Source organism: Streptomyces sindenensis, from assembly GCF_014649035.1.
Lineage (GTDB): Bacteria > Actinomycetota > Actinomycetes > Streptomycetales > Streptomycetaceae > Streptomyces > Streptomyces sindenensis.
In genome coordinates, this window is the sequence record NZ_BMSG01000001.1 from 384,448 (window position 1) to 405,003 (window position 20,556).

Annotated in this window: 22 protein-coding genes; 8 read left to right on the forward strand and 14 right to left on the reverse strand. The window is 72.5% G+C overall.

Translation table 11 applies throughout. The features are described 5' to 3' along the window. Positions 1-10: 10 nt before the first annotated feature. The gene (locus IE145_RS01695) at positions 11-1,156 is read right to left on the reverse strand and encodes a cystathionine gamma-synthase (protein ID WP_189518114.1); all 1,146 of its coding nucleotides are present in this window, start codon (positions 1,154-1,156) and stop codon (positions 11-13) included. A 66-nt stretch (positions 1,157-1,222) separates the two neighbouring features. Between IE145_RS01695 and IE145_RS01700 the strand changes: the two genes are divergently transcribed. Then, the gene (locus IE145_RS01700) at positions 1,223-2,326 is read left to right on the forward strand and encodes a hypothetical protein (protein WP_189518116.1); all 1,104 of its coding nucleotides are present in this window, start codon (positions 1,223-1,225) and stop codon (positions 2,324-2,326) included. A 13-nt stretch (positions 2,327-2,339) separates the two neighbouring features. On the opposite strand, the gene IE145_RS01705 is transcribed toward IE145_RS01700, so the two are convergent. Next, entirely contained in the window at positions 2,340-2,525 is a 186-nt protein-coding gene (locus IE145_RS01705) for an MFS transporter permease (RefSeq protein ID WP_189518118.1), read from the reverse strand. 81 nt (positions 2,526-2,606) lie between these two features. On the opposite strand from IE145_RS01705, the gene msrA reads away from it, so the two are divergent. Both msrA and IE145_RS01715 read left to right on the forward strand, forming a co-directional pair. Next, positions 2,607-3,272, forward strand: coding sequence for a peptide-methionine (S)-S-oxide reductase MsrA (msrA, locus tag IE145_RS01710; protein ID WP_189518120.1), 666 nt, complete (start codon positions 2,607-2,609; stop codon positions 3,270-3,272). A gap of 83 nt (positions 3,273-3,355) precedes the next feature. Continuing rightward, positions 3,356-3,610 carry a hypothetical protein gene (locus tag IE145_RS01715; RefSeq protein WP_189518122.1) on the forward strand — a complete coding sequence of 85 codons (255 nt, stop codon included), beginning with the start codon at positions 3,356-3,358 and terminating at the stop codon, positions 3,608-3,610. Positions 3,611-3,634: 24 nt separating this feature from the next. On the opposite strand, the gene IE145_RS01720 is transcribed toward IE145_RS01715, so the two are convergent. The 3 genes from IE145_RS01720 to gdhA all read right to left on the reverse strand — a co-directional run bounded on the left by IE145_RS01720 (position 3,635) and on the right by gdhA (position 6,271). After that, entirely contained in the window at positions 3,635-4,111 is a 477-nt protein-coding gene (locus IE145_RS01720) for a helix-turn-helix domain-containing protein (protein ID WP_189518124.1), read from the reverse strand. A 9-nt stretch (positions 4,112-4,120) separates the two neighbouring features. Further along, positions 4,121-4,768 carry a hypothetical protein gene (locus tag IE145_RS01725; RefSeq protein ID WP_189518126.1) on the reverse strand — a complete coding sequence of 216 codons (648 nt, stop codon included), beginning with the start codon at positions 4,766-4,768 and terminating at the stop codon, positions 4,121-4,123. A gap of 114 nt (positions 4,769-4,882) precedes the next feature. Next, a complete protein-coding gene (gene gdhA / locus IE145_RS01730) occupies positions 4,883-6,271 on the reverse strand; it encodes an NADP-specific glutamate dehydrogenase (RefSeq protein ID WP_189518607.1) in 1,389 nt (462 codons plus the stop codon). 496 nt (positions 6,272-6,767) lie between these two features. On the opposite strand from gdhA, the gene IE145_RS01735 reads away from it, so the two are divergent. Continuing rightward, a complete protein-coding gene (locus IE145_RS01735) occupies positions 6,768-7,217 on the forward strand; it encodes an RDD family protein (protein ID WP_189518128.1) in 450 nt (149 codons plus the stop codon). Here the strand turns inward: IE145_RS01735 and IE145_RS01740 are convergent. From IE145_RS01740 to IE145_RS01755, 4 genes are all read right to left on the reverse strand, one after another. Next, on the reverse strand, positions 7,184-8,776 hold the full coding sequence (locus IE145_RS01740) for a SpoIIE family protein phosphatase (RefSeq protein ID WP_189518130.1): 1,593 nt from the start codon (positions 8,774-8,776) through the stop codon (positions 7,184-7,186). The two genes, IE145_RS01735 and IE145_RS01740, sit on opposite strands and share 34 nt — an antisense overlap. Positions 8,777-8,920: 144 nt before the next feature. Next, positions 8,921-9,286 carry a DUF1330 domain-containing protein gene (locus tag IE145_RS01745; protein ID WP_189518132.1) on the reverse strand — a complete coding sequence of 122 codons (366 nt, stop codon included), beginning with the start codon at positions 9,284-9,286 and terminating at the stop codon, positions 8,921-8,923. Between the two features lie 256 nt (positions 9,287-9,542). After that, entirely contained in the window at positions 9,543-10,811 is a 1,269-nt protein-coding gene (locus tag IE145_RS01750; protein ID WP_189518134.1) for a L,D-transpeptidase, read from the reverse strand. 236 nt (positions 10,812-11,047) lie between these two features. Then, positions 11,048-11,497, reverse strand: coding sequence for a hypothetical protein (locus IE145_RS01755; protein ID WP_229825204.1), 450 nt, complete (start codon positions 11,495-11,497; stop codon positions 11,048-11,050). A 107-nt stretch (positions 11,498-11,604) separates the two neighbouring features. Here IE145_RS01755 and IE145_RS01760 point away from each other — a divergent pair, with 107 nt between their 5' ends. Further along, complete coding sequence (locus tag IE145_RS01760) at positions 11,605-11,904, forward strand: hypothetical protein (protein WP_189518136.1); 300 nt, start codon at positions 11,605-11,607, stop codon at positions 11,902-11,904. Between the two features lie 110 nt (positions 11,905-12,014). Here IE145_RS01760 and hutH read toward each other — a convergent pair whose 3' ends face one another. The 5 genes from hutH to IE145_RS01785 all read right to left on the reverse strand — a co-directional run bounded on the left by hutH (position 12,015) and on the right by IE145_RS01785 (position 18,160). Then, a complete protein-coding gene (hutH, locus tag IE145_RS01765; RefSeq protein WP_189518138.1) occupies positions 12,015-13,565 on the reverse strand; it encodes a histidine ammonia-lyase in 1,551 nt (516 codons plus the stop codon). 58 nt (positions 13,566-13,623) lie between these two features. Continuing rightward, on the reverse strand, positions 13,624-14,793 hold the full coding sequence (locus tag IE145_RS01770; RefSeq protein WP_189518139.1) for a GGDEF domain-containing protein: 1,170 nt from the start codon (positions 14,791-14,793) through the stop codon (positions 13,624-13,626). Positions 14,794-14,895: 102 nt separating this feature from the next. After that, entirely contained in the window at positions 14,896-15,708 is an 813-nt protein-coding gene (locus tag IE145_RS01775) for an enoyl-CoA hydratase/isomerase family protein (RefSeq protein ID WP_189518141.1), read from the reverse strand. A 112-nt stretch (positions 15,709-15,820) separates the two neighbouring features. Beyond that, the gene (locus IE145_RS01780; RefSeq protein ID WP_069743585.1) at positions 15,821-17,020 is read right to left on the reverse strand and encodes an adenylate/guanylate cyclase domain-containing protein; all 1,200 of its coding nucleotides are present in this window, start codon (positions 17,018-17,020) and stop codon (positions 15,821-15,823) included. Between the two features lie 270 nt (positions 17,021-17,290). Further along, complete coding sequence (locus IE145_RS01785) at positions 17,291-18,160, reverse strand: biotin--[acetyl-CoA-carboxylase] ligase (protein ID WP_189518143.1); 870 nt, start codon at positions 18,158-18,160, stop codon at positions 17,291-17,293. Positions 18,161-18,413: 253 nt separating this feature from the next. On the opposite strand from IE145_RS01785, the gene IE145_RS01790 reads away from it, so the two are divergent. From IE145_RS01790 to mmpB, 3 genes are all read left to right on the forward strand, one after another. Next, positions 18,414-19,994, forward strand: coding sequence for an acyl-CoA carboxylase subunit beta (locus tag IE145_RS01790; protein ID WP_189518145.1), 1,581 nt, complete (start codon positions 18,414-18,416; stop codon positions 19,992-19,994). 42 nt (positions 19,995-20,036) lie between these two features. Further along, positions 20,037-20,243 carry an acyl-CoA carboxylase epsilon subunit gene (locus IE145_RS01795; protein ID WP_006127107.1) on the forward strand — a complete coding sequence of 69 codons (207 nt, stop codon included), beginning with the start codon at positions 20,037-20,039 and terminating at the stop codon, positions 20,241-20,243. Between the two features lie 95 nt (positions 20,244-20,338). Then, positions 20,339-20,467, forward strand: coding sequence for a morphogenic membrane protein MmpB (gene mmpB / locus IE145_RS33715; RefSeq protein WP_006127106.1), 129 nt, complete (start codon positions 20,339-20,341; stop codon positions 20,465-20,467). The last annotated feature ends 89 nt before the right edge of the window (positions 20,468-20,556 follow it).

Genomic DNA, 20,556 nt, shown 5'->3' on the forward strand with positions numbered 1-20,556 from the left:
TTGTGCGGGGTCAGCCCAGCGCCTGCGTGAGGTCGGCGAGCAGGTCGTCGCCGTTCTCGATGCCGACGGAGATCCGGACCAGGTCGGCCGGGACCTCCAGCGGGGAGCCCGCGGCGGAGGCGTGCGTCATCCGGCCGGGGTGCTCGATCAGCGACTCCACACCGCCGAGGGACTCGCCGAGCGTGAACAGCTTCGCGCGGTTGCAGACCTCGACCGCCGCCTCCTCGCCGGCCGCGACGCGGAAGGACACCATGCCGCCGAAGGCCCTCATCTGCTTGGCGGCGACCTCGTGGCCGGGGTGGTCGGGCAGGCCCGGGTAGAGGACCTGGGAGACCTTGGGGTGCCGGGTCAGCAGGTCGGCGATCTTGGTGGCGTTCTCGGTGTGCCGGTCCATGCGGACGGCGAGCGTCTTGATGCCCCGCAGCACGAGCCAGGCGTCGAACGGACCGGCGACCGCGCCCATGGCGTTCTGGTGGTACGCCAGTTCCTCGGCGAGCTCCGGGTCGCTGACGACGAGCGCGCCGCCGACGACGTCGGAGTGGCCGCCCATGTACTTGGTGGTGGAGTGCACGACGACGTCCGCGCCGAGCGCGAGCGGCTGCTGGAGGTAGGGCGAGGCGAAGGTGTTGTCGACGACGAGGCGGGCCCCGGCCTGGTGCGCGACCTGGGCGACGGCGGCGATGTCGGTGATGCCGAGCAGCGGGTTGGACGGGGTCTCCACCCAGACCGCCTTGGTGCGCGGGGTGATCGCGGCCCGTACGGCGGCCACGTCCGAGGTGTCGGCCACGGAGAACTCCACGCCCCACCGCGAGACGACCTTCGCGAACAGCCGGAACGTGCCGCCGTAGGCGTCGTTCGGGATGACCACGTGGTCGCCGGGGGTCAGCAGCGTACGCAGGAGGCAGTCCTCGGCGGCGAGGCCGGAGGCGAAGGCGAGACCGCGACGGCCGCCTTCGAGGGCCGCGAGGTTCTCCTCCAGCGCCGTGCGGGTCGGGTTGGCGCTGCGGCTGTACTCGTATCCGCCGCGCAGTCCGCCCACGCCGTCCTGCTTGTACGTGGAGACCTGGTAGATCGGCGGAACCACCGCGCCGGTGAGGGGGTCGGCGGTGTTCCCCGCGTGGATGGCGAGGGTTTCGAAGCTGTGCTGGTCGCTCATGGGCCCGAGCGTAGTTCCTGGCGGAGGGCCTCACCGGCCACTTGCCGTCCCGGGGACAATGGGTCCATGGAGATTCTGTTGTTCCTGCTCGCGATGTGCATGCTCGCGGCGGTCGTCGGCCCCTGGGTGATGCGCCGCCGGGGCGGTATCCGCCAGGTAGCCCCCGGCTCGCCGGACGCCGCCGACCCGGACACGTACGGCTTCGCCCGCCAGGAGGAGCTGGACGTCCGGATGCCGGGCCCCGACCAGGACCTCCTGGACGTGCTCGACGTGGTCCAGGGCACCCAGCAGTGGCGGGCGGCCTCGCAGCTGCTGGCCGGGACACCGAAGGAGGGCGAGGTGCGCTGGCAGCGCGTGCAGGCCTTCGCGGGCGCGGCCTCCCTGGAGCTGGCGCAGCAGCCGGGGAAGGGCGGCTCGTGGCTGCGGGCCTGGCGCGCGGAGTCCCCGAAGGACGCGGGCGGCGCGGCGGTGCACGCGGAGTTCCTGGTGCAGCAGGCGTGGCGGTCCTCGGCGGCGGGCAGCGACGACTTCCGGATCATCCTGGAGGAGGCCCGTACGGTCTGCGGCGAGGCGGCCCTGCTCGCCCCGGGCGACCCCGTGCCGTACATCGTGGAGCTGGCGGTGGCCCGGGGCCTGGGCTACACCCCCGAGCAGTTCGACCAGCTGTGGGCGAAGATCATCGACCGGGCCCCGGCGCACCTGGGCGCGCACATCGCGGCGCTGCACTTCCACTCCGAGCGGTGGCACGGTTCGCGCAAGGACGCCGAGGCCTTCGCCACGGCCGCCGCCGCCCGCGCCCCGCAGGGTTCGCTGCTGGCGGCGCTGCCGCTGTTCGCGGTGTACGAGCACCTGCCGGAGGTCAACCTGGTGCAGGGCTTCTACCGCAGCCAGGTGGTGACCAAGGCGGTCGAGGGCGCGATGTTCGCGGTGCACGCGGCCCGCCAGGACGACCCGATGCTCGCCCACGTCCGCCACCTGCTGGTGCTGTTCCTGGTGCACATGGAGCGCTGGTCGGAGGCGATGCACCAACTGATCCGCATCGACGGCCACGTGGGCGCGCTGCCGTGGACGGCGGAGGCGGACCCGGCCGCGCAGTACACGGTCTACCGGGCGCTGGCGGTCGCGGGGTACGAGGCGAACGGCGGCAGCCCGGCGACGCTGCCGCACTGATCTCCGCAGGGCTTCATGGCCTGACGGGAGCGGTGGCGGGGGCCCGGCCGACCGCCGTGGTCACCAGCGCACCCGCCACCAGCGCCGCGCCGGTCACCGTGACGGTCCTCGGCGCGGCCGCCACGAGTGCCGCGCCCGTCACCGTGACGGCCCGCGCGGCCGGCTTCGCCCGGACCCCGGCGGACGTCACCGGGGCCATGGAGTGGGCGTCGGTGCCCGGAATCCCGGCGCACCCTCCCGTGTTGTACGTACCGAACCCCGACACCCGGAGGAGCCCCGCATGTTCCTGAACCACCGCACCCCCGTGCTCCCCACCCCGGAGCAGGCCCTGCGCGGCCGCCCGGTCCCCGAGTTCACCGTCCCCTCCCGCCACACGGTCCTCGGCAACCCGCTGGTGGGCCCGTACCCGGAGGGCCTGGAGGTGGCGGACTTCGCGCTGGGCTGTTTCTGGGGCGCGGAGCGGAAGTTCTGGCAGACCGAGGGCGTGTGGACCACGCTCGTCGGCTACCAGGGCGGCTATACGGAGAACCCGACGTACGAGGAGGCCTGCTCGGGCCTGACCGGCCACACGGAGGCGGTACGCGTCGTCTTCGACCCGGCCGTCGTGTCGTACGAGGACCTGCTGAGGCTGTTCTGGGAGTCGCACAACCCGACGCAGGGCTTCCGCCAGGGCAACGACGTGGGCACCCAGTACCGCTCCGCGATCTACACCCACTCCCCCGCCCAGGCAGCGGCGGCCGACGCCTCCCGTGAGGCGTACCAGAAGGTCCTGACGGCCTCGGGCCACAAGGAGATCACCACGGAGATCCTCCCGGCCGAGGGCCGCCCGTTCTGGCCTGCGGAGGCGTATCACCAGCAGTACTTGGACAAGAACCCGGGCGGCTACTGCGGCATCGGCGGTACGGGCGTGAGCTGCCCGATCGGCGTGGCCCCGGCCGAGGGCTGAGTCCACCCGCAGGAGTCTCCCACCCGCAGGAGCCTCCCGGACACAGGAGCCTCGGGGACCGCTCGCCCCGGGGCCCGCGTCCTGTGTCCTGGGACAGCCGGTCAGCCGGTCAGCATCGCCGGAAGCACCTGTCGCAGCAGCCGTACGAACACGGCGTCCCGGTCCTCGGGTCCGGCCGGGGGCGGGTCGCCCGCAGCGGTGACGGCGGCGAGCAGGTGCGGATGGCGGCCCTCGGCGGCGACCGCTGCCAGGTGGGCCGCCCGGGCGGACGGGGCTTCGGTGTCCGCAGTGAGGGCCTCGCGGACCGGGCACCCCGGGGCGACAGCGGCCGCTCGTAGCGCCCGTCCCGCGCGTCTCCCGGGTCAGGCCGCCAGCAGCACACCGCCCATCGGGCCCGCCGGGCCGGCCGGACGGGCCGGGCCCGCCGCCCCCACCGGCCGGTGACCGCCCGCCGCCCCCAGCGACCGGGACCGGCTCCGGGTGAGGGCCGCCGTGAGGCTCACCAGCCGCTCCCCCGCCAGCGCCAGGACGTCGGCAAGGCTCAGGCCGAGCGCCCGGGCCGCGGCGGCCAGCACCTCCGAGGATGCCTCCTTGCGGCCGCGCTCCACCTCGGAGAGGTACGCCATGGAGATCCGTGACGCGTCGGACACGTCCTTCAACGTCCGCCCCTGCGCCCGGCGTTCGCGGCGCAGCACCTCCCCGAGGAGGTCACGCCAGAGCGGCTCCGGGGGCAGTCCCCGGGGCAGGTCCTGGGACACGTCGTGGGGTGCCGGGTCCGCCGCCGTCGGGAGCGGGCGCAGGGGGATCACGTCGGCCTGGTTCGTCGTTCGGCTGGTCACCGTCCCAGACTAGGAGCGCGGCGCGTTCCCGGCACCGGCCCGGCGTTGCGCTCCGGGCGGATCCGCTGTCGGCGAAGTTCCGTGACAGGCGGCTGTGTTCGCAGGACGGGCGGTTCGGCGGCGGTAGTAGGCGATCGCGAGAGCGATGGTGATCGGCCCCCAGGCGGCGATGGGGGTGATGCACACCGTCGCCAGCAACTGCCAGGCGTCACTGGTGTATCCGATGGCGTCGACGACGCCGTACAGGGTGAGGTAGCGGCCGTCGCCGACGGGGACGGCCGTGAACAGGAAGGTGAGGATCAGGCCGCCGAGGACCGCCGGGACGAAGGCCGCCAGTGGCCGGACGCGTCGGCCGCCGATGAGCGGTATCCACGCGGGCGCCACCTCGCCCCAGCCCCGGACCAGCCCGATGGTCAGGATCGCGATCGCCTCCGTCAGGACGCTGAGCCCGAGGACGTACGGAATGCTCAGCCAGTAGGGGGGCGCGCCGCCCGTCTGCACCTGCCCCATCTCGAAGTGCAGGGCGAAGGGCAGCCGCCACAGGCACGCCGGCAGCAGGAGCAGCGGAAGCGCGTGGGCGAGCCGCATCGCCCAGCGGGGGACGGGCCGCTCGGTGTCATCGGCGGACGGGGGGCGGTGAAAGATCCTCGGCGTCATGTTCCCACTCTTGTGGGGCGCTTGCGCCGACGAATCCCCCCTGCGGTCCGGTCCGCTCCGCCGCGCGGGGGAGGGGCCGGGCGCGGTGCCGGCGGGCGCCGCACCCGGCCTCCGTCAGATCAGCCCCTGCGCCAGCATCGCGTCCGCGACCAGCTCGAAGCCCGCGATGTTCGCGCCGACCACGTAGTTGCCGGGGCTGCCGTACCGCTCCGCCGTCGTGTAGCAGGAGTCGTGGATGTGCCGCATGATCTCGGCGAGGCGCTCCTCGGTGTGGGCGAAGGTCCACGAGTCCCGGGACGCGTTCTGCTGCATCTCCAGCGCGCTCGTCGCGACCCCGCCCGCGTTGGCCGCCTTGCCGGGGGCGAAGGCGACGCCCGCCTCCTGGAGGACCCGGACCGCCTCCGGCGTGGTGGGCATGTTGGCGCCCTCCGCGACCGCCTTGACCCCGTTGCGTACGAGGTGCAGCGCGTCGGCCTCGTGCAGTTCGTTCTGCGTGGCGCAGGGCAGGGCCACGTCCACGGGGACCGACCACACGCCCGTACCGGGTACGAACCGGGCGTGGGCGCCGCGCCGCTCGGCGTACTCGGAGACGCGGCCCCGGCCGGCCTCCTTGATCTCCTTGAGGAGGGCGAGGTCGATGCCCTTCTCGTCGACGACGTATCCGCCGGAGTCCGAGCAGGTGACGACGGTCGCACCGAGCTGCTGGGCCTTCTCGATGGCGTAGATGGCCACGTTGCCCGAGCCGGAGACCGCGACGGTCTGGCCCTCCAGGGACTCGCCCCGGCTGCGCAGCATCTCGGCGGTGAACAGGACCGTGCCGTAGCCGGTGGCCTCCGTACGGGCCTGCGCGCCGCCCCAGCCGAGGCCCTTGCCGGTGAGGACGCCGGACTCGTAGCGGTTGGTGATCCGCTTGTACTGGCCGAAGAGGTAGCCGATCTCCCGGCCGCCGACGCCGATGTCCCCGGCGGGCACGTCCGTGTACTCCCCCAGGTGGCGGTGGAGTTCGGTCATGAACGACTGGCAGAACCGCATGATCTCCGCGTCGGACCGGCCCTTGGGGTCGAAGTCCGCGCCGCCCTTGCCGCCGCCGATGGGCATGCCGGTGAGGGCGTTCTTGAAGATCTGCTCGAAGCCGAGGAACTTCACGATGCCGAGGTTGACCGAGGGGTGGAAGCGCAGTCCGCCCTTGTAGGGGCCGAGCGAGCTGGAGAACTCGACCCGGAAGCCGCGGTTCACGTGGATGTCGCCGGAGTCGTCCGACCACGGCACCCGGAAGATGAGCTGACGCTCCGGCTCGCATATGCGCTCGATGATGCGGGCGTCGACGAACTCCGGGCGCTGCGTCAGCACCGGTCCGAGCGTTTCCAGGACCTCGCGGACCGCCTGGTGGAACTCCTGCTCCCCCTGGTTGCGGCGCAGGATCTCGGCGTAGAGCGGCTCGATGACCCGGGCCGCGGCGTCGTGCGTGCGGGCGGAGTCGGGCGAGTCGGGGGTGACCGGCATCTGATTCTGACCTTCCGTGGTCGGCTCGTACGCGTCGGCGCCCCCGTCCCGGAGGACGCCACCGGTCCGATTCTCCCGTGCGGGCCGATGATCTTCGAGGACCATCCACATGGTGACCATGATCAGGCGTTTTCCTCCACTCCGGCCCCGCATCCGTACGGAGGCATCCGTGCGTCCGCCGTGCGGTTCCCGAGGAACAACGCCCCGGCGCCGTAGTTACCCGTCAGGAACGGGGACACCTCGCCTGACGATCAGTCATGATGCCCCCATGACCAAGCCACGGGGGCGTCGGAGAGGGCTGCCTCCTGACGCGTTACGGGCCTCGCGCGGGGCGCACCGGACTGCGAGCCGCCCCGTGCGACCCCGTGCGGCCCCGGCCCCGCCGCCGCCCGTGCCCGCGCCCGCCCGGGCGGCGTATCCGGCGTACGCCCGCCCCTCGGCCCACCCCGCCCCGGGGCCCCACAGGCAGCCGCGCGTCCCCCGGGGCACGGGTGACATGCGCCGGTATCTGGCGGTCGGGCTCGACGCCTATCTGTGCCTGCTGGCCGTGGGGCTGCTGGTGCACTCCTGCCTGGACTCGGGCGGTACGGGGCGCGCGATCGCCCTGCTGGTCGCCCAGCTGCTCGTGCTGTCGTTCGCCAATCAGGTGCTTTTGACCATGGCCGTCCGGGCGAGCGCCGGGAAGCTGATCATGGGCGTCCGGGTGATCCGGCTGCCCGACGCGGGCCGCCCGGGCTTTCGCAGACTGGTGCTGCGCTGGCTGTACGGGCTCCTCTGGCTGCCGCTCCAGCCCTGGCGGCGGCTCCGCGGCCCGGCGACGACCGGCGGCCCCGAGCGCCCCGCGGGCCGCCCCGCCGAGCCGTGCGAGGACCTCGCGGGGGTACGCCAGGTGCGCCGCAGCGACCTGCGGTCCTACCGGGCGGCGGTGCGGGGGCGTACGGGCTGAGCCTGCCCCTCGCCTCGCCCCGCGGGGCCGGGGCCGGCCCGGACGGCCTGCCCCTCGCCTCGCCCCGCGGGGCCGGGGCCGGCCCGGACGACGAGCAGGGCCACGTCGTCGCGCTCCCCGCTGTGACGCAGGGTGCTCAGCAGCAGGTCGCAGGTGGCCTCCAACGAGCGGCGGGGGTCGTCGAGGACGTCGAGGAGAGCGTTCAGGCGTGCGTCGATCGGCTGGTCGCGCGTCTCGACGAGGCCGTCGGTGTAGAGGACGAGCTGGTTTCCCTCCTCGAAGTCGATGGAGGTGGATTCGAAGGAGATGCCGCACCCTCCCAAGGGCGCGCCGGTGGGCAGGTCGAGCAGTTCGCGGTTGCCGCCCGGGCCCAGGAGGACGGGTGGCAGGTGCCCGGCGACGGATATCTCGCATCGCTCGGTGCGGGGGTCGAAAACGGCGTAGACGCAGGTCGCGATGGTGTCGAGGCCGTCCGTGATGTGGTCGAGGTGGTGCAGGACCCGGGCCGGGGGGAGGTCGAGATCGGCCAGGGTTCTCGTGGCGGTGCGCAGTTGCCCCATGGTGGCCGCGGCGGTCACACCGCTGCCCATGACGTCGCCGACGACGAGGGCGGTCTTGTCGCCGGCCAGGGGAATGACGTCGAACCAGTCCCCGCCGATCTCGATCGTCGCCTGGGCGGGGCGGTAGCGGAAGGCGACGTCCAGCCCCGGCCGCTGGGAAGGGGGGTGGGGCAGCAGACTGCGCTGGAGGGTGAGGGCGGCGTGGCGCTGCTCTTCCACGGCGCGATGCCGGTCGGTGACGTCGACGCTGGAGGTGGCCACTCCCAGGACTTTCCCGTCGGAGGATTCGAGCCGGTAGAACGAGACCGACCAGGCGTGGTCATGGTCCGGGTCGGCCGGCGTACGGCCCACGGTGTACTGGTCCACGATCGGAACCCCGGAGGCCAGGACCTCGCGCATGGAACCTTCGAAGGCCGCGTCGAGGAAGGGCAGCACCTCGCTGACGTGCCGGCCGACATGCTCGGCGGCCGGCACGCCGTTCATCCGTTCCTCCGCGGGGTTGACGGAGATGTACCGGAGGTCGGTGTCCAGCATGGCGAGCCCGATCGGCGCCTGGGACACCAGCTGGGCGGACAGGGCCAGGTTTCGCTCCACCCGCCGCAGCGTCGTCCGGTCGGTGGCCAGTCCCAGGGCCCAGTACTCGCGCCGGTCGTCCTGGAGCCGCATGTTGCGGAACTCCACCATCCGCGTGCTGCCGTCCTTGTGCCTGACGGGAAAGTCGCCCGACCAGCTCTCGCCGTCGTCCATGACCTGGGCGAACAGCGTCAGCACCTTGTCGAGGTGTTCCTTGTCGATCAGGAGATGGCCCGCGTACTTGCCCAGAGCCTCCTCGGCGCTGTAGCCGAAAAGGGTCTCGGCCTGGGGGCTCCAGAGATCGATCCTGCCATCGGCGTTCAGGAGGACGGCGGCCACGTTCAGCACATCCAGCAGGCCACCGGGTCCCGACGGCACCACGGCCGAGGAGCCGGGACCGCCCTGGAAACGTTCGGTGGCGCCCATGGCCCAGTCTCCTCCCGGCCCCCGCTCCGGCTGTCGTCCGCCGGTGCGGTCCGTGTGCCGGCACCCGTCTCCCGGCCGCTCCATTGTCTCTCCGGCGGCCTGGGCGGGCAGCGCAGGCGCGAGCCGTACGGGCCGGGCCCGGTCTCAGACCTCCTGCGCCGTGCGGTCCCGCGCCGCCCGCATCGCCGCCGCCGTGGCCGACGCGTCGTACTCCGGGCCGACACCGGGAACGATCACCACGTCGCCGTCGATGTGCCGGGTGCGCAGCGGCAGGATCTCCTGGTAGGCCGGGGACGCGTACCAGGCGTGGGCCTCGGCCGTCCCGGGGAACCCGAGGACGACCAGCGCGCCCGGCCACGTCCCCTCCACCACGTCCGCCTCGGCGCCGTGCACGAGGAAGCGGCCTCCGTAGGGCTCCATGGTGGCCTGGATCCGCTCGATGTAGCTCAGCACCTCGTCCTCGACGGGGCCGTCGGCGGGGCGCAGGTGGGCGATGGCGTACGCGGTCATGGTCGGGTCCTCCGGGCGATCGGGTCGGGGTGCTCTGCGTGACACCCACGATGCTGCCGGGCGGGGCCAGGACCGTCGATTACCTCGGAGGTCATGCCCGAGGGGCTGTCCGGGCCCGGACACGCCGAAGGCGGCGGTCCCGGGGCTTCCGGGGCCGCCGCCTTCGGGCGGGGACGGGGGTGGTGCGGGTGGTGCGTGGTGCGGGTGGTGCGGGGAAGAGGATCCGGCCGGCCGGGAGGTGCAGCCGGTGGGTGGATCAGGCCTGGGAGCCGGCCGTCCACTCGGCCCAGCTCATGTTCCAGCCGTTGAGGCCGTTGTCCGGGGTGATCGTCTTGTCCGGGGAGTTCTTGACGATGACCACGTCGCCGATGAGCGAGTTGTCGTAGAACCAGGCGGCGGGGGCGTTGGGGTCGTTCGCGCCCTTCACGTCGGCGAGGCCCACGCAGCCGTGGCTGGTGTTGGCATTGCCGAAGATGCCCTTGCCCCAGTAGTTGCCGTGGATGAAGGTGCCCGACGTGGACAGGCGCATGGCGTGCGGCACGTCCTTGATGTCGTACTCGCCCTTGCCGTCGTCATCGGTGAAGCCGACGGTGGCGCCGTTCATCCGGGTCTCCTTGTGCTTCTCGGAGATCACCATCTGACCGTTGTACGTGGGGGTCTCGGGGGAGCCCGCGGAGATCGGGATCGTCTTGATCGTCTTGCCGTCGCGGGTGACCGTCATCTGCTTGGTCTTCGCGTCGACGGTGGAGACCTGGTTGCGGCCGATCTTGAAGGTGACGGTCTTCTGCTGGACGCCGAAGACGCCGTCCGCGCCCTCGACACCGTCAAGGGCCAGCTTCAGGGTGACGGTGGAGCCGCCCTTCCAATAGTCCTCCGGACGGAAGTCCAGGCGCTGGCCGTTGAACCAGTGGCCCACGACCTCCTGGCCGCTGCTGGAGGTCACGGTGATGCCGTCCTGGACGGCCTTCTTGTCCGTGATCGCCTTGTTGAAGTTGATCGAGACCGGCATCCCGACGCCGACGGTGGAGCCGTCCTCGGGGGTGAAGTTCCCGATGAAGCTGTTGTCGGGCGAGACGGTGGTGAAGGAGCTGTTCTCGTGGGCCTCACGGCCCTTCGAGTCGGCAGCCGTGGCGTCGATCTTGTACGTGGTGGAGCGCTCCAGCTGGTTCGCGGGCTTCCAGCTGGAGCCGTCGGCCGCCAGCGTGCCCTCGACCGGGGTGCCGTCCGCGGTCGTCATGACGACCTCGGTCAGCTTGCCCTTGGTGACGGTGACCTGGGCGGCGTTGTTGATGCTGGCGTTGGTCGAGCCGTTCTTCGGCTTGATCGTTATCTGCGCCTCGGAGGCGTCCGCGGCTGCCGCCTTGTCCACTTCACGCTGCGACGACTCCGAACTCCCGGCGCTCGTCTTTCCGCCCTTGTCGCCGTCGTCGGTACAGGCCGAAAGCACCAGCACGCCGCCGAGCAGTGCGGACACGGCCACGAGGCCCTTGCGCCGCTTGCTGTCCGTCATCACACGCTTCTCCATCGTTGCCGAACTCCCCAAAATCCCCGGACGGGACCGCCAGGCGGCATTCCCCGTCAATGTTCCAAGAACACCCGGAAAGGGCGGTCCGTTCCGCATCCTCGACAGATGTGGGGAACACCACTCATCGACGCCGCCCCGGCGGTCCTGGTTCCCGCCGCCGGGCCCGGGTTTCCGTCACCGCACGGCGCGACCCCGGTCCGCCGGTGAGCGGGGGCCGGGGCCGGTGTCCTCACGTGTCACACCCGCTGCGCGGGGTCACCGTCCTCGCCGTCGTTCTTCCCATGATGCGCGACCGTGTCGCCGTACCCCTCCTCGTCGCCCCCGTCCCGCGGCAGGAAGAGACCCTCCTCGCCGTCGTCCGCGTCGTCCCAGCCCTCCGCGTCGGGGTCGTAGTCGATGGACTCGCTGCTCCACGAGGCCTGGGCGAGCTCCACCCCGGGCACCTCGCTGACCAGGTCGAAGGGGTCGACCAGCGAGGCGAGGGCCTCTGCACCGTCTGCCCGGACCGTGGCCTCGGCATGCATCCGCTCCTCGGCGCTCTCGCCGCCGCCGATGCCCGCGACGGGCTCCCCGTACTCGGCGGCGATCGATTCGAGGGCGGTGCCGGTCAGGGCGTCGGGGTCGGTGACCTCCAGCACCATCTCGACGCGAAGTCGAACAAACCTGGATGTCTCATCTGTGCTCATGGCCGGAGCGTACGGCCCGGTGAGGCCATGACTTTCCACCGACCCGCTGCTTTGCTTAGCATCGGCCCACGGGGCTAACTCATGGTTGTCGCAAGGGGATCGAATCTGTGTCCGTCGCTCGTCGCACACTGCTGACCGCCACCGCCGCAGGCACGCTGCTGGCCGCTCTCTGGTTCGTCCCGTCGGCCAACGCGACCGGTGAGAACGCCAGGCAGCAGGGCAGCCCGGCCGCCACGTCCGACCGGACCGCCCAGAAGGCCGACGACGCGTCCGGGGCGCGCCTCGCCGACACCGGTCCCGGCCTGGACACCACCCCGTATCTCATCGGCGGCACGGCCCTGTTGGGCGTCGGCGCGGGCTTCGTCACGTACTCGGTACGCCGGTCCGGGACGCGCCCGGCCTACTGACCCGGTACGGGCCCCGCACACGGCATACGAAGAGGTCCCCGCACCCCCCGGCGCGGGGACCCTCCTCCGTACACGTACGGGACCGGCTTTCCACCTGTACGGGACCCGGATCAGGCCAGCGGCCCGGTGACCGGCTCCACGGCCGCGACCAGGCGGCCTTCCCGTACGAACGTGTCGGCGGCGGCCAGGTCCGGCGCGAGGAAGCGGTCCGGGCCCGGGCCCTCGGCGCCCGCGGCGCGCAGCGCGGCCACGGCGGCCTGCGAGGCGGGGGCGGGGACGAGCCCCTCGGCGGCGCGGAGTTCGACGGCGCGGGTCGCCGCGTACAGCTCGACGGCGACGATCCGGGTCAGGTTGTCCACGGCGGTACGGAGCTTGCGCGCGGCGGACCAGCCCATGGAGACGTGGTCCTCCTGCATCGCGGAGGACGGGATGGAGTCGGCGGAGGCGGGGACCGCGAGCCGCTTCATCTCGCTGACCAGGGCGGCCTGGGTGTACTGGGCGATCATCAGACCGGAGTCGACCCCGGCGTCGTCCGCGAGGAACGGCGGCAGCCCGTGCGAGCGGTTCTTGTCGAGCAGCCGGTCGGTGCGGCGCTCGCAGATGGAGCCGAGGTCGGCGGCGACGATCGCGAGGAAGTCCAGGACGTACGCGACGGGCGCGCCGTGGAAGTTGCCGTTGGACTCGACCCGTCCGTCGGGCAGGACCACCGGGTTGTCGACGGATGAGGCCAGTTCACGCCCCGCGACGACGGCCGCGTGGTCGAGGGTGTCGCGGCCCGCGCCGTTGACCTGGGGGGCGCAGCGCACCGAGTAGGCGTCCTGGACCCGGGGGGCGTCGTCCTGGTGATGGCCCGTCAGCCCCGAACCGGCCAGGACCCGCAGCATGTTGTCCGCGCTGACGCCCTGGCCGGGGTGCGGGCGGATGGCGTGCAGTTCGGGGGCGAGCACCTTGTCCGTGCCGAGCAGCGCCTCCAGGGAGAGGGCGGCGGTGATGTCGGCGGAGGTGTAGAGGTTCTTCAGGTCGGCGAGGGCCAGGACCAGCATGCCGAGCATGCCGTCGGTGCCGTTGAGGAGGGCCAGCCCTTCCTTCTCGGCCAGCTCCACCGGGGTGATGCCGTGGGCGGCGAGCAGTTCGCCGGCCGGGCGGACCGTGCCGTCGGGGCCCTCCGCCTCGCCCTCGCCCATCAGGGTGAGCGCGCAGTGCGAGAGGGGCGCGAGGTCGCCGGAGCAGCCGAGCGAGCCGTATTCGTGGACGACGGGCGTGATGCCCGCGTTCAGCAGGTCCGCCATGGTCTGCGCGACCTCGGGGCGTACGCCGGTGTGGCCGGAGGCGACCGTCTTCAACCGGAGGAACATCAGCGCGCGGACGACCTCGCGCTCGACGCGCGGGCCCATGCCGGCCGCGTGCGAGCGGACGATGTTGCGCTGGAGCTGAGCGCGCAGCTCATGGCTGATGTGGCGGCTGGCGAGGGCGCCGAAGCCGGTGGAGACGCCGTAGACCGGTTCGGGCTTGGCGGCGAGCGCGTCCACGATGAGACGGGCGGCGGCGAGGGCTTCCACGGCGGCGGCGGAGAGCTCGACCCGGGCGCCGTGGCGGGCCACGGCGACGACGTCCTCGGCGGTGGTTCCGGACGTCCCCACCACGACAGTGTGCATATCCATATTCAGCAGCGTACGGACTGAAACCCTTCATGTCACTAGTGCTGCCGTACGGGGCCCCTTACGGCACCGGCGGGCTCGGACGGTTGCCGCGCAGCCTGCGCCGGTCGTGCGCGGACTTCGGCGGGGAGTCCGCGAGCCGGATGACCTCGCCGTCCCGCCCGGCCACCACCGGCCCCTTGGAGCGGGCGGCCTTGGCGCGGTACTGGGCGGCGTCCGCGAGCCGGAACAGCCGCCGGGCCGAGCGCACCGGACCGATCGGGTCGCCGGTCGACGCGACCCCGCAGGCGACCCCGTCACCCAGCTCGATCACCGCCGCCCGATCGCAGAGCTCCGTGGCGACCCCGACCACCGCGTCCGCCGGGGGCCCCGCCGCGAGCAGGCAGAACTCATCGCCCCCGAGCCGGGCCGCGAGCGCCTCCGGCAGCATCGCCCCGCACAGCGACAGCACCGAGCCGAAACGTTCCAGCAGGCGGTCGCCGACGGCGTGGCCATGGGTGTCGTTCACCGCCTTGAGGCCGTTCAGGTCGCAGACGACGAGGCTGACGACCGTGTCGTCGACCCGGTGCCGCTCGACCGCCTCGTCGAGCTGGATGTCGACCGCGCGGCGGTTGGCGAGGCCCGTCAGCGGGTCGGTGAAGGCCAGCTTGCGGACCTCCTCCAGGCGTTCGGTCTGGGCGATCCCGGAGGCCACGACGGCGGCGAGCACGGTCGCGAAGTCGGCGTCGGCGCGGTCGAAGACGGGCTGACCGGCCGGTCGCGCCACATACAGCTCGCCCCACGCCCGGCCGTGCAGCACGATCGGCGCCACCACGCAGCAGCCCCGGCCGCGCCGCCGCAGCGCGGCGACCCGCTGGTGGCAGTAGGGGCGGGCGCCGCGCGCCGGACCGCCCGCGCCGGCCAGCCCGTCGGCGGTCTCCACCCAGGCGTCGGGTTCGCCGCCGCCGGCCCAGCGCTCGTGGAGGAACTCGGTGATCTCCGGGAACTCGTGGACCGGGTAGGCCTCCTCCTCGGGGAACTCCTCCTCCCCCTCGGCCCGTTGCCCCGCGTTCACCAGCACCCGCAGCCTGCCCCGGTCCCGCTCCCACACGGAGAGCGCGGCGAAACTGCCGCTCAACGCCTCACAGGCACCCAGCGCCGCCGCCCGCCACGAATCGCGCGGCGTGTAGGCCGCGGCCATGGTCTGCGCCAGCGAAACCACGGCCCGCAGCCGCTCGTCGTCACCACCCATTTCTACAGCCTATGTAGATTTGCCCGCTTTTGATCAGTTTGATGTGTACCTAATGTCAACTATGTCGCGCGGAAGATCACCCTGCGTCACGCACGGGCGTCGTCACTCGCCGGGCCAGTCCGGGCGACGCTTCTCGTTGAAGGCGGCCACACCCTCCGCCCGGTCGCCGGAGAAGGCCACCGACCGCCAGGCCGCGTCCTCGACCTCCAGGCCCGCGCGCAGATCGAGCCCCTGCCCCAGCCGGAGCGCCTTCTTGGCCGCACGCAGCCCGACCGGCGAGTTCGCGGCGATCCGGCCGCCCAGCGCGAGGGCCTCCTCGCGATCCCGGCCGGCCTCGACCAGCTCGTCCACCAGGCCCAGTTCGCGCGCCTCGGCGGCCTCGACGCGGCGGGCGCTGAACACCAGCTCGGCGGCGCGGGCCCCGCCCACCCGGCGCGGCAGCAACTGCGTACCGCCGCCGCCCGGGATGACGCCCACGGACACCTCGGGGAGCCCGACCACGGCCGTGGTGTCGGCGACGATCACATCGCAGGCGAGGGCGAGTTCGAAGCCGCCGCCGAGGGCGAATCCGTGCACGGCGGCGATCACCGGCATCGGCAGCTCCAGCACCCCGGTGTAGGCGGCGCGGGCGGTGGGCCGCTGGCGGACGAGGTCGGCGTCGGAGAAGGAGTTGCGCTCCTTGAGGTCCGCGCCCACGCAGAAGGCCCGCTCATGGCTGGAGGTCAGGACGGTGGCCCGGACGTCCCGGTCGGCGCCCAGCGCCTCGCAGGCGGCGGCGATCGAGCGGGCCATGCCGGTGGAGACGGCGTTCATGGCCTTGGGGCGGTCGAGGACCAGCTCGGCGACATGGTCCTGCCCCTCGTGCCGCCGTACGACGACGAACTCCCCGAACCGCTGCTCGGACGTGACGGTCATGGCTGCACCCCTGTCGGTCGACTGCGCCCGTTAACGAGCGTTATCCGCCAGGAATCCTAGACAGGGCGACCGCCGGACCGACAGGGCGATCGGGAAGCGCGGGCGCAACGGCTCAGGAGCCCGGCTTCCCGCGCCGGGCCAGCAGCCACGGTTCCACCACGCCGAGCCCGCGCACCGGGCGCTGCCACATCGGCTGGAGCCCGAAGCGGTAGGTCGGCAGGGGCGGCTCGTCGTCGGGCTCGCGGCCCTCCTTCTCGGCGAGCCGGGCCCGTTCGGCGGCGGCCGCGACGGCTTCGGCGGCCTGCGCCTCGGACTCGGGGGCGTCGCCGTGGCGGACCAGCTCCTTGGCGAACGCCCCGTCGACCAGGACGGCGTCCTTCGGAGCTATCGAGGTGAGCCGGCTGGCGAGGTTCACCGTGGTGCCGAAGACGTCGCCCATCCGGGTGGTGACCGTGCCGAAGGCGATGCCGACGCGCAGGGCGGGCATCGTCTCGTCCTGGGACATCGCCTCGATCAGCCGGAGCGCTATCTCGGCGGCCGTGCCCGCGTCGTCGGCGGCGAAGAGCACCTCGTCGCCGAGGGTCTTGATGAGCCGGCCGCCGTGCGCGGCGACCAGGTCGGCGGCGGTCGTCTCGAAGGACTCGACCAGCTCGCCGAGCTCCTCCTCCTCCAGCCGCCGGGTCAGCCGGGTGAAGCCGACCAGGTCCGCGAAGCCGACCGCGAGCCGCCGGTCCACCATCTCCTCGTCGTCCGCCGCCTGCACGACCCGGCCGGTGGCGGCGGCCAGCTGGCGCCGCCACACGTAGACGAGAAATTCCTGGAGCTCCGGGAGCAACAGCTCGACCAGCGGATACGTGACCTCGGTGCGGGTCATGCCGGGCTCGGGCGGCTCGGTCAGCCCCTCCAGGAACGAGTCGATCTGCCATTCGGCCAGCCGGGCGGTGGTCTGCCCGGTGGAGCGGGCGACCTGGATCGCCATCGGCTCGCTGAGCAGCCCCGCCTCGACGAGACCGGCGAGCCGCCGCAGGGCGAGGACGTCGGCCTCGGTGAGCGCCTTGGCCTGGCCGATGTCGGCGAAGCCCATGGCCCGCCAGAACCGGGAGGCCAGGTCCATCGAGACCCCGGCGGTGCGGGCCGCCTGGAAGGGCGTGTAGCGCCGGTCGGCCCCCAGGATCAGCGCTTCGAGGCGGATGGCGAGGGGGTCGTCGGTCGGTTCCACCGTGTGGTCGACCTCGTGGTGGGGTGTGGCGTGGACCGAGGAGTCCGCCCCGGGCTCCTCACCCGCGCCGGACGACGTGTCGCCGACGGTCACCAGCCGCCTCCTGCCCGTTCCCTGCGCACTGCCTGCCGATCTGTCGCTGATCGTCCCAGCAGTGATCTGTCGCTGGACCGCCTCAACAATACGGCAGGTGTGCTCTGGCTCACGTCCTTGGTTGCCCGTCCTCGGTGCGTCGCGCGTGACATCCCGGGTGTACGCGCTCTCACGTCCGTACGCCATCGGGGGCGGCGGCCGTCTCGGCCGGTACGCCGTCACCTGGCGGCTGCCGCCGCGCGTCCGTACGCCGTCGGGGCCGGGGCCGCCTCAGGTCAGGCCGCCCGCCGCGCCGCGCAGGTGGACGATGTCCCCGGCGGACACCGGCCGCTGGAGCCCGTCCTCGGTGGAGAGGATCAGCCGGCCGTCCCCGTCGATCGCGACCGCCTCGCCGACCAGGGACGCGCCTCCCGGCAGCTCGGCCCGTACCGTCCGGTCGAGCGTCGCGCAGCCCGCCGCGTAGGCGGCCTGGAGGCCGCTGGCGGCCGCGTCGCCGTCGGCCGCCCGCCACGCGCCGTACCAGTGCTCCATCGAGCGCAGCACGGCCCGCAGCAGGGTCTCGCGGTCGGTGGAGACCGCCCCGGCGAGGGCGAGGGAGCCCGCGGTCGGGGCGGGCAGCTCGTCGGCGCGCAGGGAGACGTTGATGCCGAGGCCCACGACGATGCCGTCGCCGGCGAACTCGCCGAGGATGCCGCCGGTCTTGCGCTCTCCCCCCTCCACCGGGACGAGGAGGTCGTTGGGCCACTTCAGCGACATGTCGACACCGGCCGACTTGGCGAGCCCGGTCGCGGCGGCGACCCCGGCCAGCAGCGGCACCCATCCCCACCGCTCCACCGGGATGCCGCCCGGCTCCAGGTAGACCGAGAAGAACAGTCCGGAGCGGGGCGGCGCGGTCCAGCTCCGCTCCAGCCGTCCGCGCCCCGCGGTCTGCTCCTCGGCGACCAGCACCGTGCCCTCGGCCGCCGCCCCGGCACGGGCCCGCTCGGCGAGGTCGGTGTTGGTGGATCCGGTGGACTCCACGACCTCCAGCGACGTCCACAGCGAGTCCGGCCGCAGCAGCCCGCGGCGCAGCGCGGTCGCGTTGAGAGGGGGCCGGTCGAGATCCGACCAGCGGTTGTGTGACGCATCCGGTGGTGTCATGCAACCCAGCCTAGGTGTGGCAAAGGACGCACTGCCTTTCCGGAGACGCGCCGATACCCTACGAGGCAGTAACCGCAGAGTTACGAACAGAGCGCCAGAGCAGAGCCGTACAAGCAGCCGTAACAAGCACCAGAGCGGAACCCCAGGATCCGCGTGACGAGTCAGTAGCCGCAGAGCCGGACGGACGACCGCCGGTCCCCCCGTGACCACCATCCGGTCGTCGTCCCCGTGACCAGGCAGGGAGCCTCCCCCGATGTCCGAGCCGCAAAGCGACATCCACACCACCGCCGGCAAGCTCGCGGACCTGACGCGCCGCATCGACGAAGCGACGCACGCCGGTTCGGCCCGCGCGGTCGAGAAGCAGCACGCCAAGGGCAAGCTGACGGCCCGTGAGCGGGTCGAGCTGCTCCTGGACGAGGGCTCCTTCGTGGAGCTCGACGAGTTCGCCCGGCACCGCTCCACCAACTTCGGCATCGAGAAGAACCGCCCGTACGGGGACGGTGTCGTCACCGGTTACGGCACGGTCGACGGCCGCCCGGTCTGCGTGTACTCGCAGGACTTCACGATCTTCGGCGGCTCGCTCGGCGAGGTCTACGGCGAGAAGATCGTCAAGGTCATGGACTTCGCGCTGAAGACCGGCTGCCCGGTCATCGGCATCAACGACGGCGGCGGCGCGCGCATCCAGGAGGGTGTGGTCGCCCTCGGCCTGTTCGCCGAGATCTTCCGCCGCAACGTGCACGCCTCCGGGGTGATCCCGCAGATCTCGCTGATCGTCGGCCCGTGCGCGGGCGGCGCGGTCTACTCCCCCGCGATCACCGACTTCACGGTGATGGTCGACCAGACCTCGCACATGTTCATCACCGGCCCCGACGTCATCAAGACGGTCACCGGTGAGGACGTCGGCTTCGAGGAGCTGGGCGGCGCCCGTACGCACAACACCACCTCCGGGGTGGCGCACCACATGGCGGGCGACGAGAAGGACGCCATCGAGTACGTCAAGTCCCTGCTCTCCTACCTGCCGTCGAACAACCTCTCCGAGGCTCCGGCCTTCCCGGAGGAGGCGGACCTCGCCGTCACCGACGAGGACCGCGAGCTGGACACGCTGATCCCGGACTCGGCGAACCAGCCGTACGACATGCACTCCGCGATCGAGCACGTCCTGGACGACGCCGAATTCCTGGAGACCCAGGCCCTGTTCGCGCCGAACATCATCACCGGCTTCGGCCGCGTCGAGGGCCACCCGGTCGGGATCGTCGCCAACCAGCCGATGCAGTTCGCCGGCTGCCTGGACATCGACGCGAGCGAGAAGGCGGCCCGCTTCGTCCGCACCTGCGACGCGTTCAACGTGCCCGTCATCACCTTCGTGGACGTGCCGGGCTTCCTGCCGGGCGTGGACCAGGAGTACGGAGGCATCATCCGGCGCGGCGCGAAGCTGATCTACGCCTACGCGGAGGCGACGGTCCCGCTGATCACGGTCATCACCCGCAAGGCCTTCGGCGGCGCGTACGACGTCATGGGCTCCAAGCACCTGGGCGCCGACCTCAACCTCGCCTGGCCGACCGCGCAGGTCGCCGTCATGGGCGCGCAGGGCGCGGTGAACATCCTGCACCGGCGCACCATCGCCGCCGCCGAGGACCCGGACGCGACCCGCGCCGAGCTGATGGCGGACTACGAGGACACGCTGCTCAACCCGTACGTGGCGGCCGAACGCGGCTACGTCGACGCGGTGATCATGCCGTCCGACACCCGGGCCCACATCGTCAAGGGCCTGCGTCAACTCCGTACGAAGCGGGAATCCCTGCCTCCGAAGAAGCACGGCAACATCCCGCTGTAGCCGTCGGCCCACCCGCTCGCCCGCTCACAGAGAGGTCTGCCCATGATCAAGGTCGTACGGGGCAACCCCACCCCCGAGGAGCTGGCCGCCGCCGTGGCGGTGGTCCAGGCGCGTGCCGCGGCCGCCGCCGCCGTGTCCTCCGGTGCGCCGCTGCCGCCCGAGCAGTGGTCCGACCCGGGCCGTATCGCCCGCACCGGCCGCCCGCGGCCCGGGCCGCGGGCCTGGGCCCGGACGTACTGGCCGGCCTGAGACCCGCCGGAGGGTCCGAGCCGGAACCGGGTGCCGCCGCCTCTTGAGTACCCGTACTCAGGCGCGGCGGCGCCCGGCGCAGCAGGATCGGAACCATGCTGTGGTCCGACCCCGAGAACAAGCCGCCGAAGGAACTGCGCGACGCCCAGGCGATGATGCGCAGAGCCGGCGTGCTGCTGGCACTGGCGATGCTGCTGGCGATGTTCGTGCTCGGCATCCGCTGACCCCGGCCTCCGCTGACGGCATCCGCTGCCCCCGGCATCCGCTGACCCCAGCGTCCGCTGACCCCGGCGTCCCAGGATCCCCGCCTCCG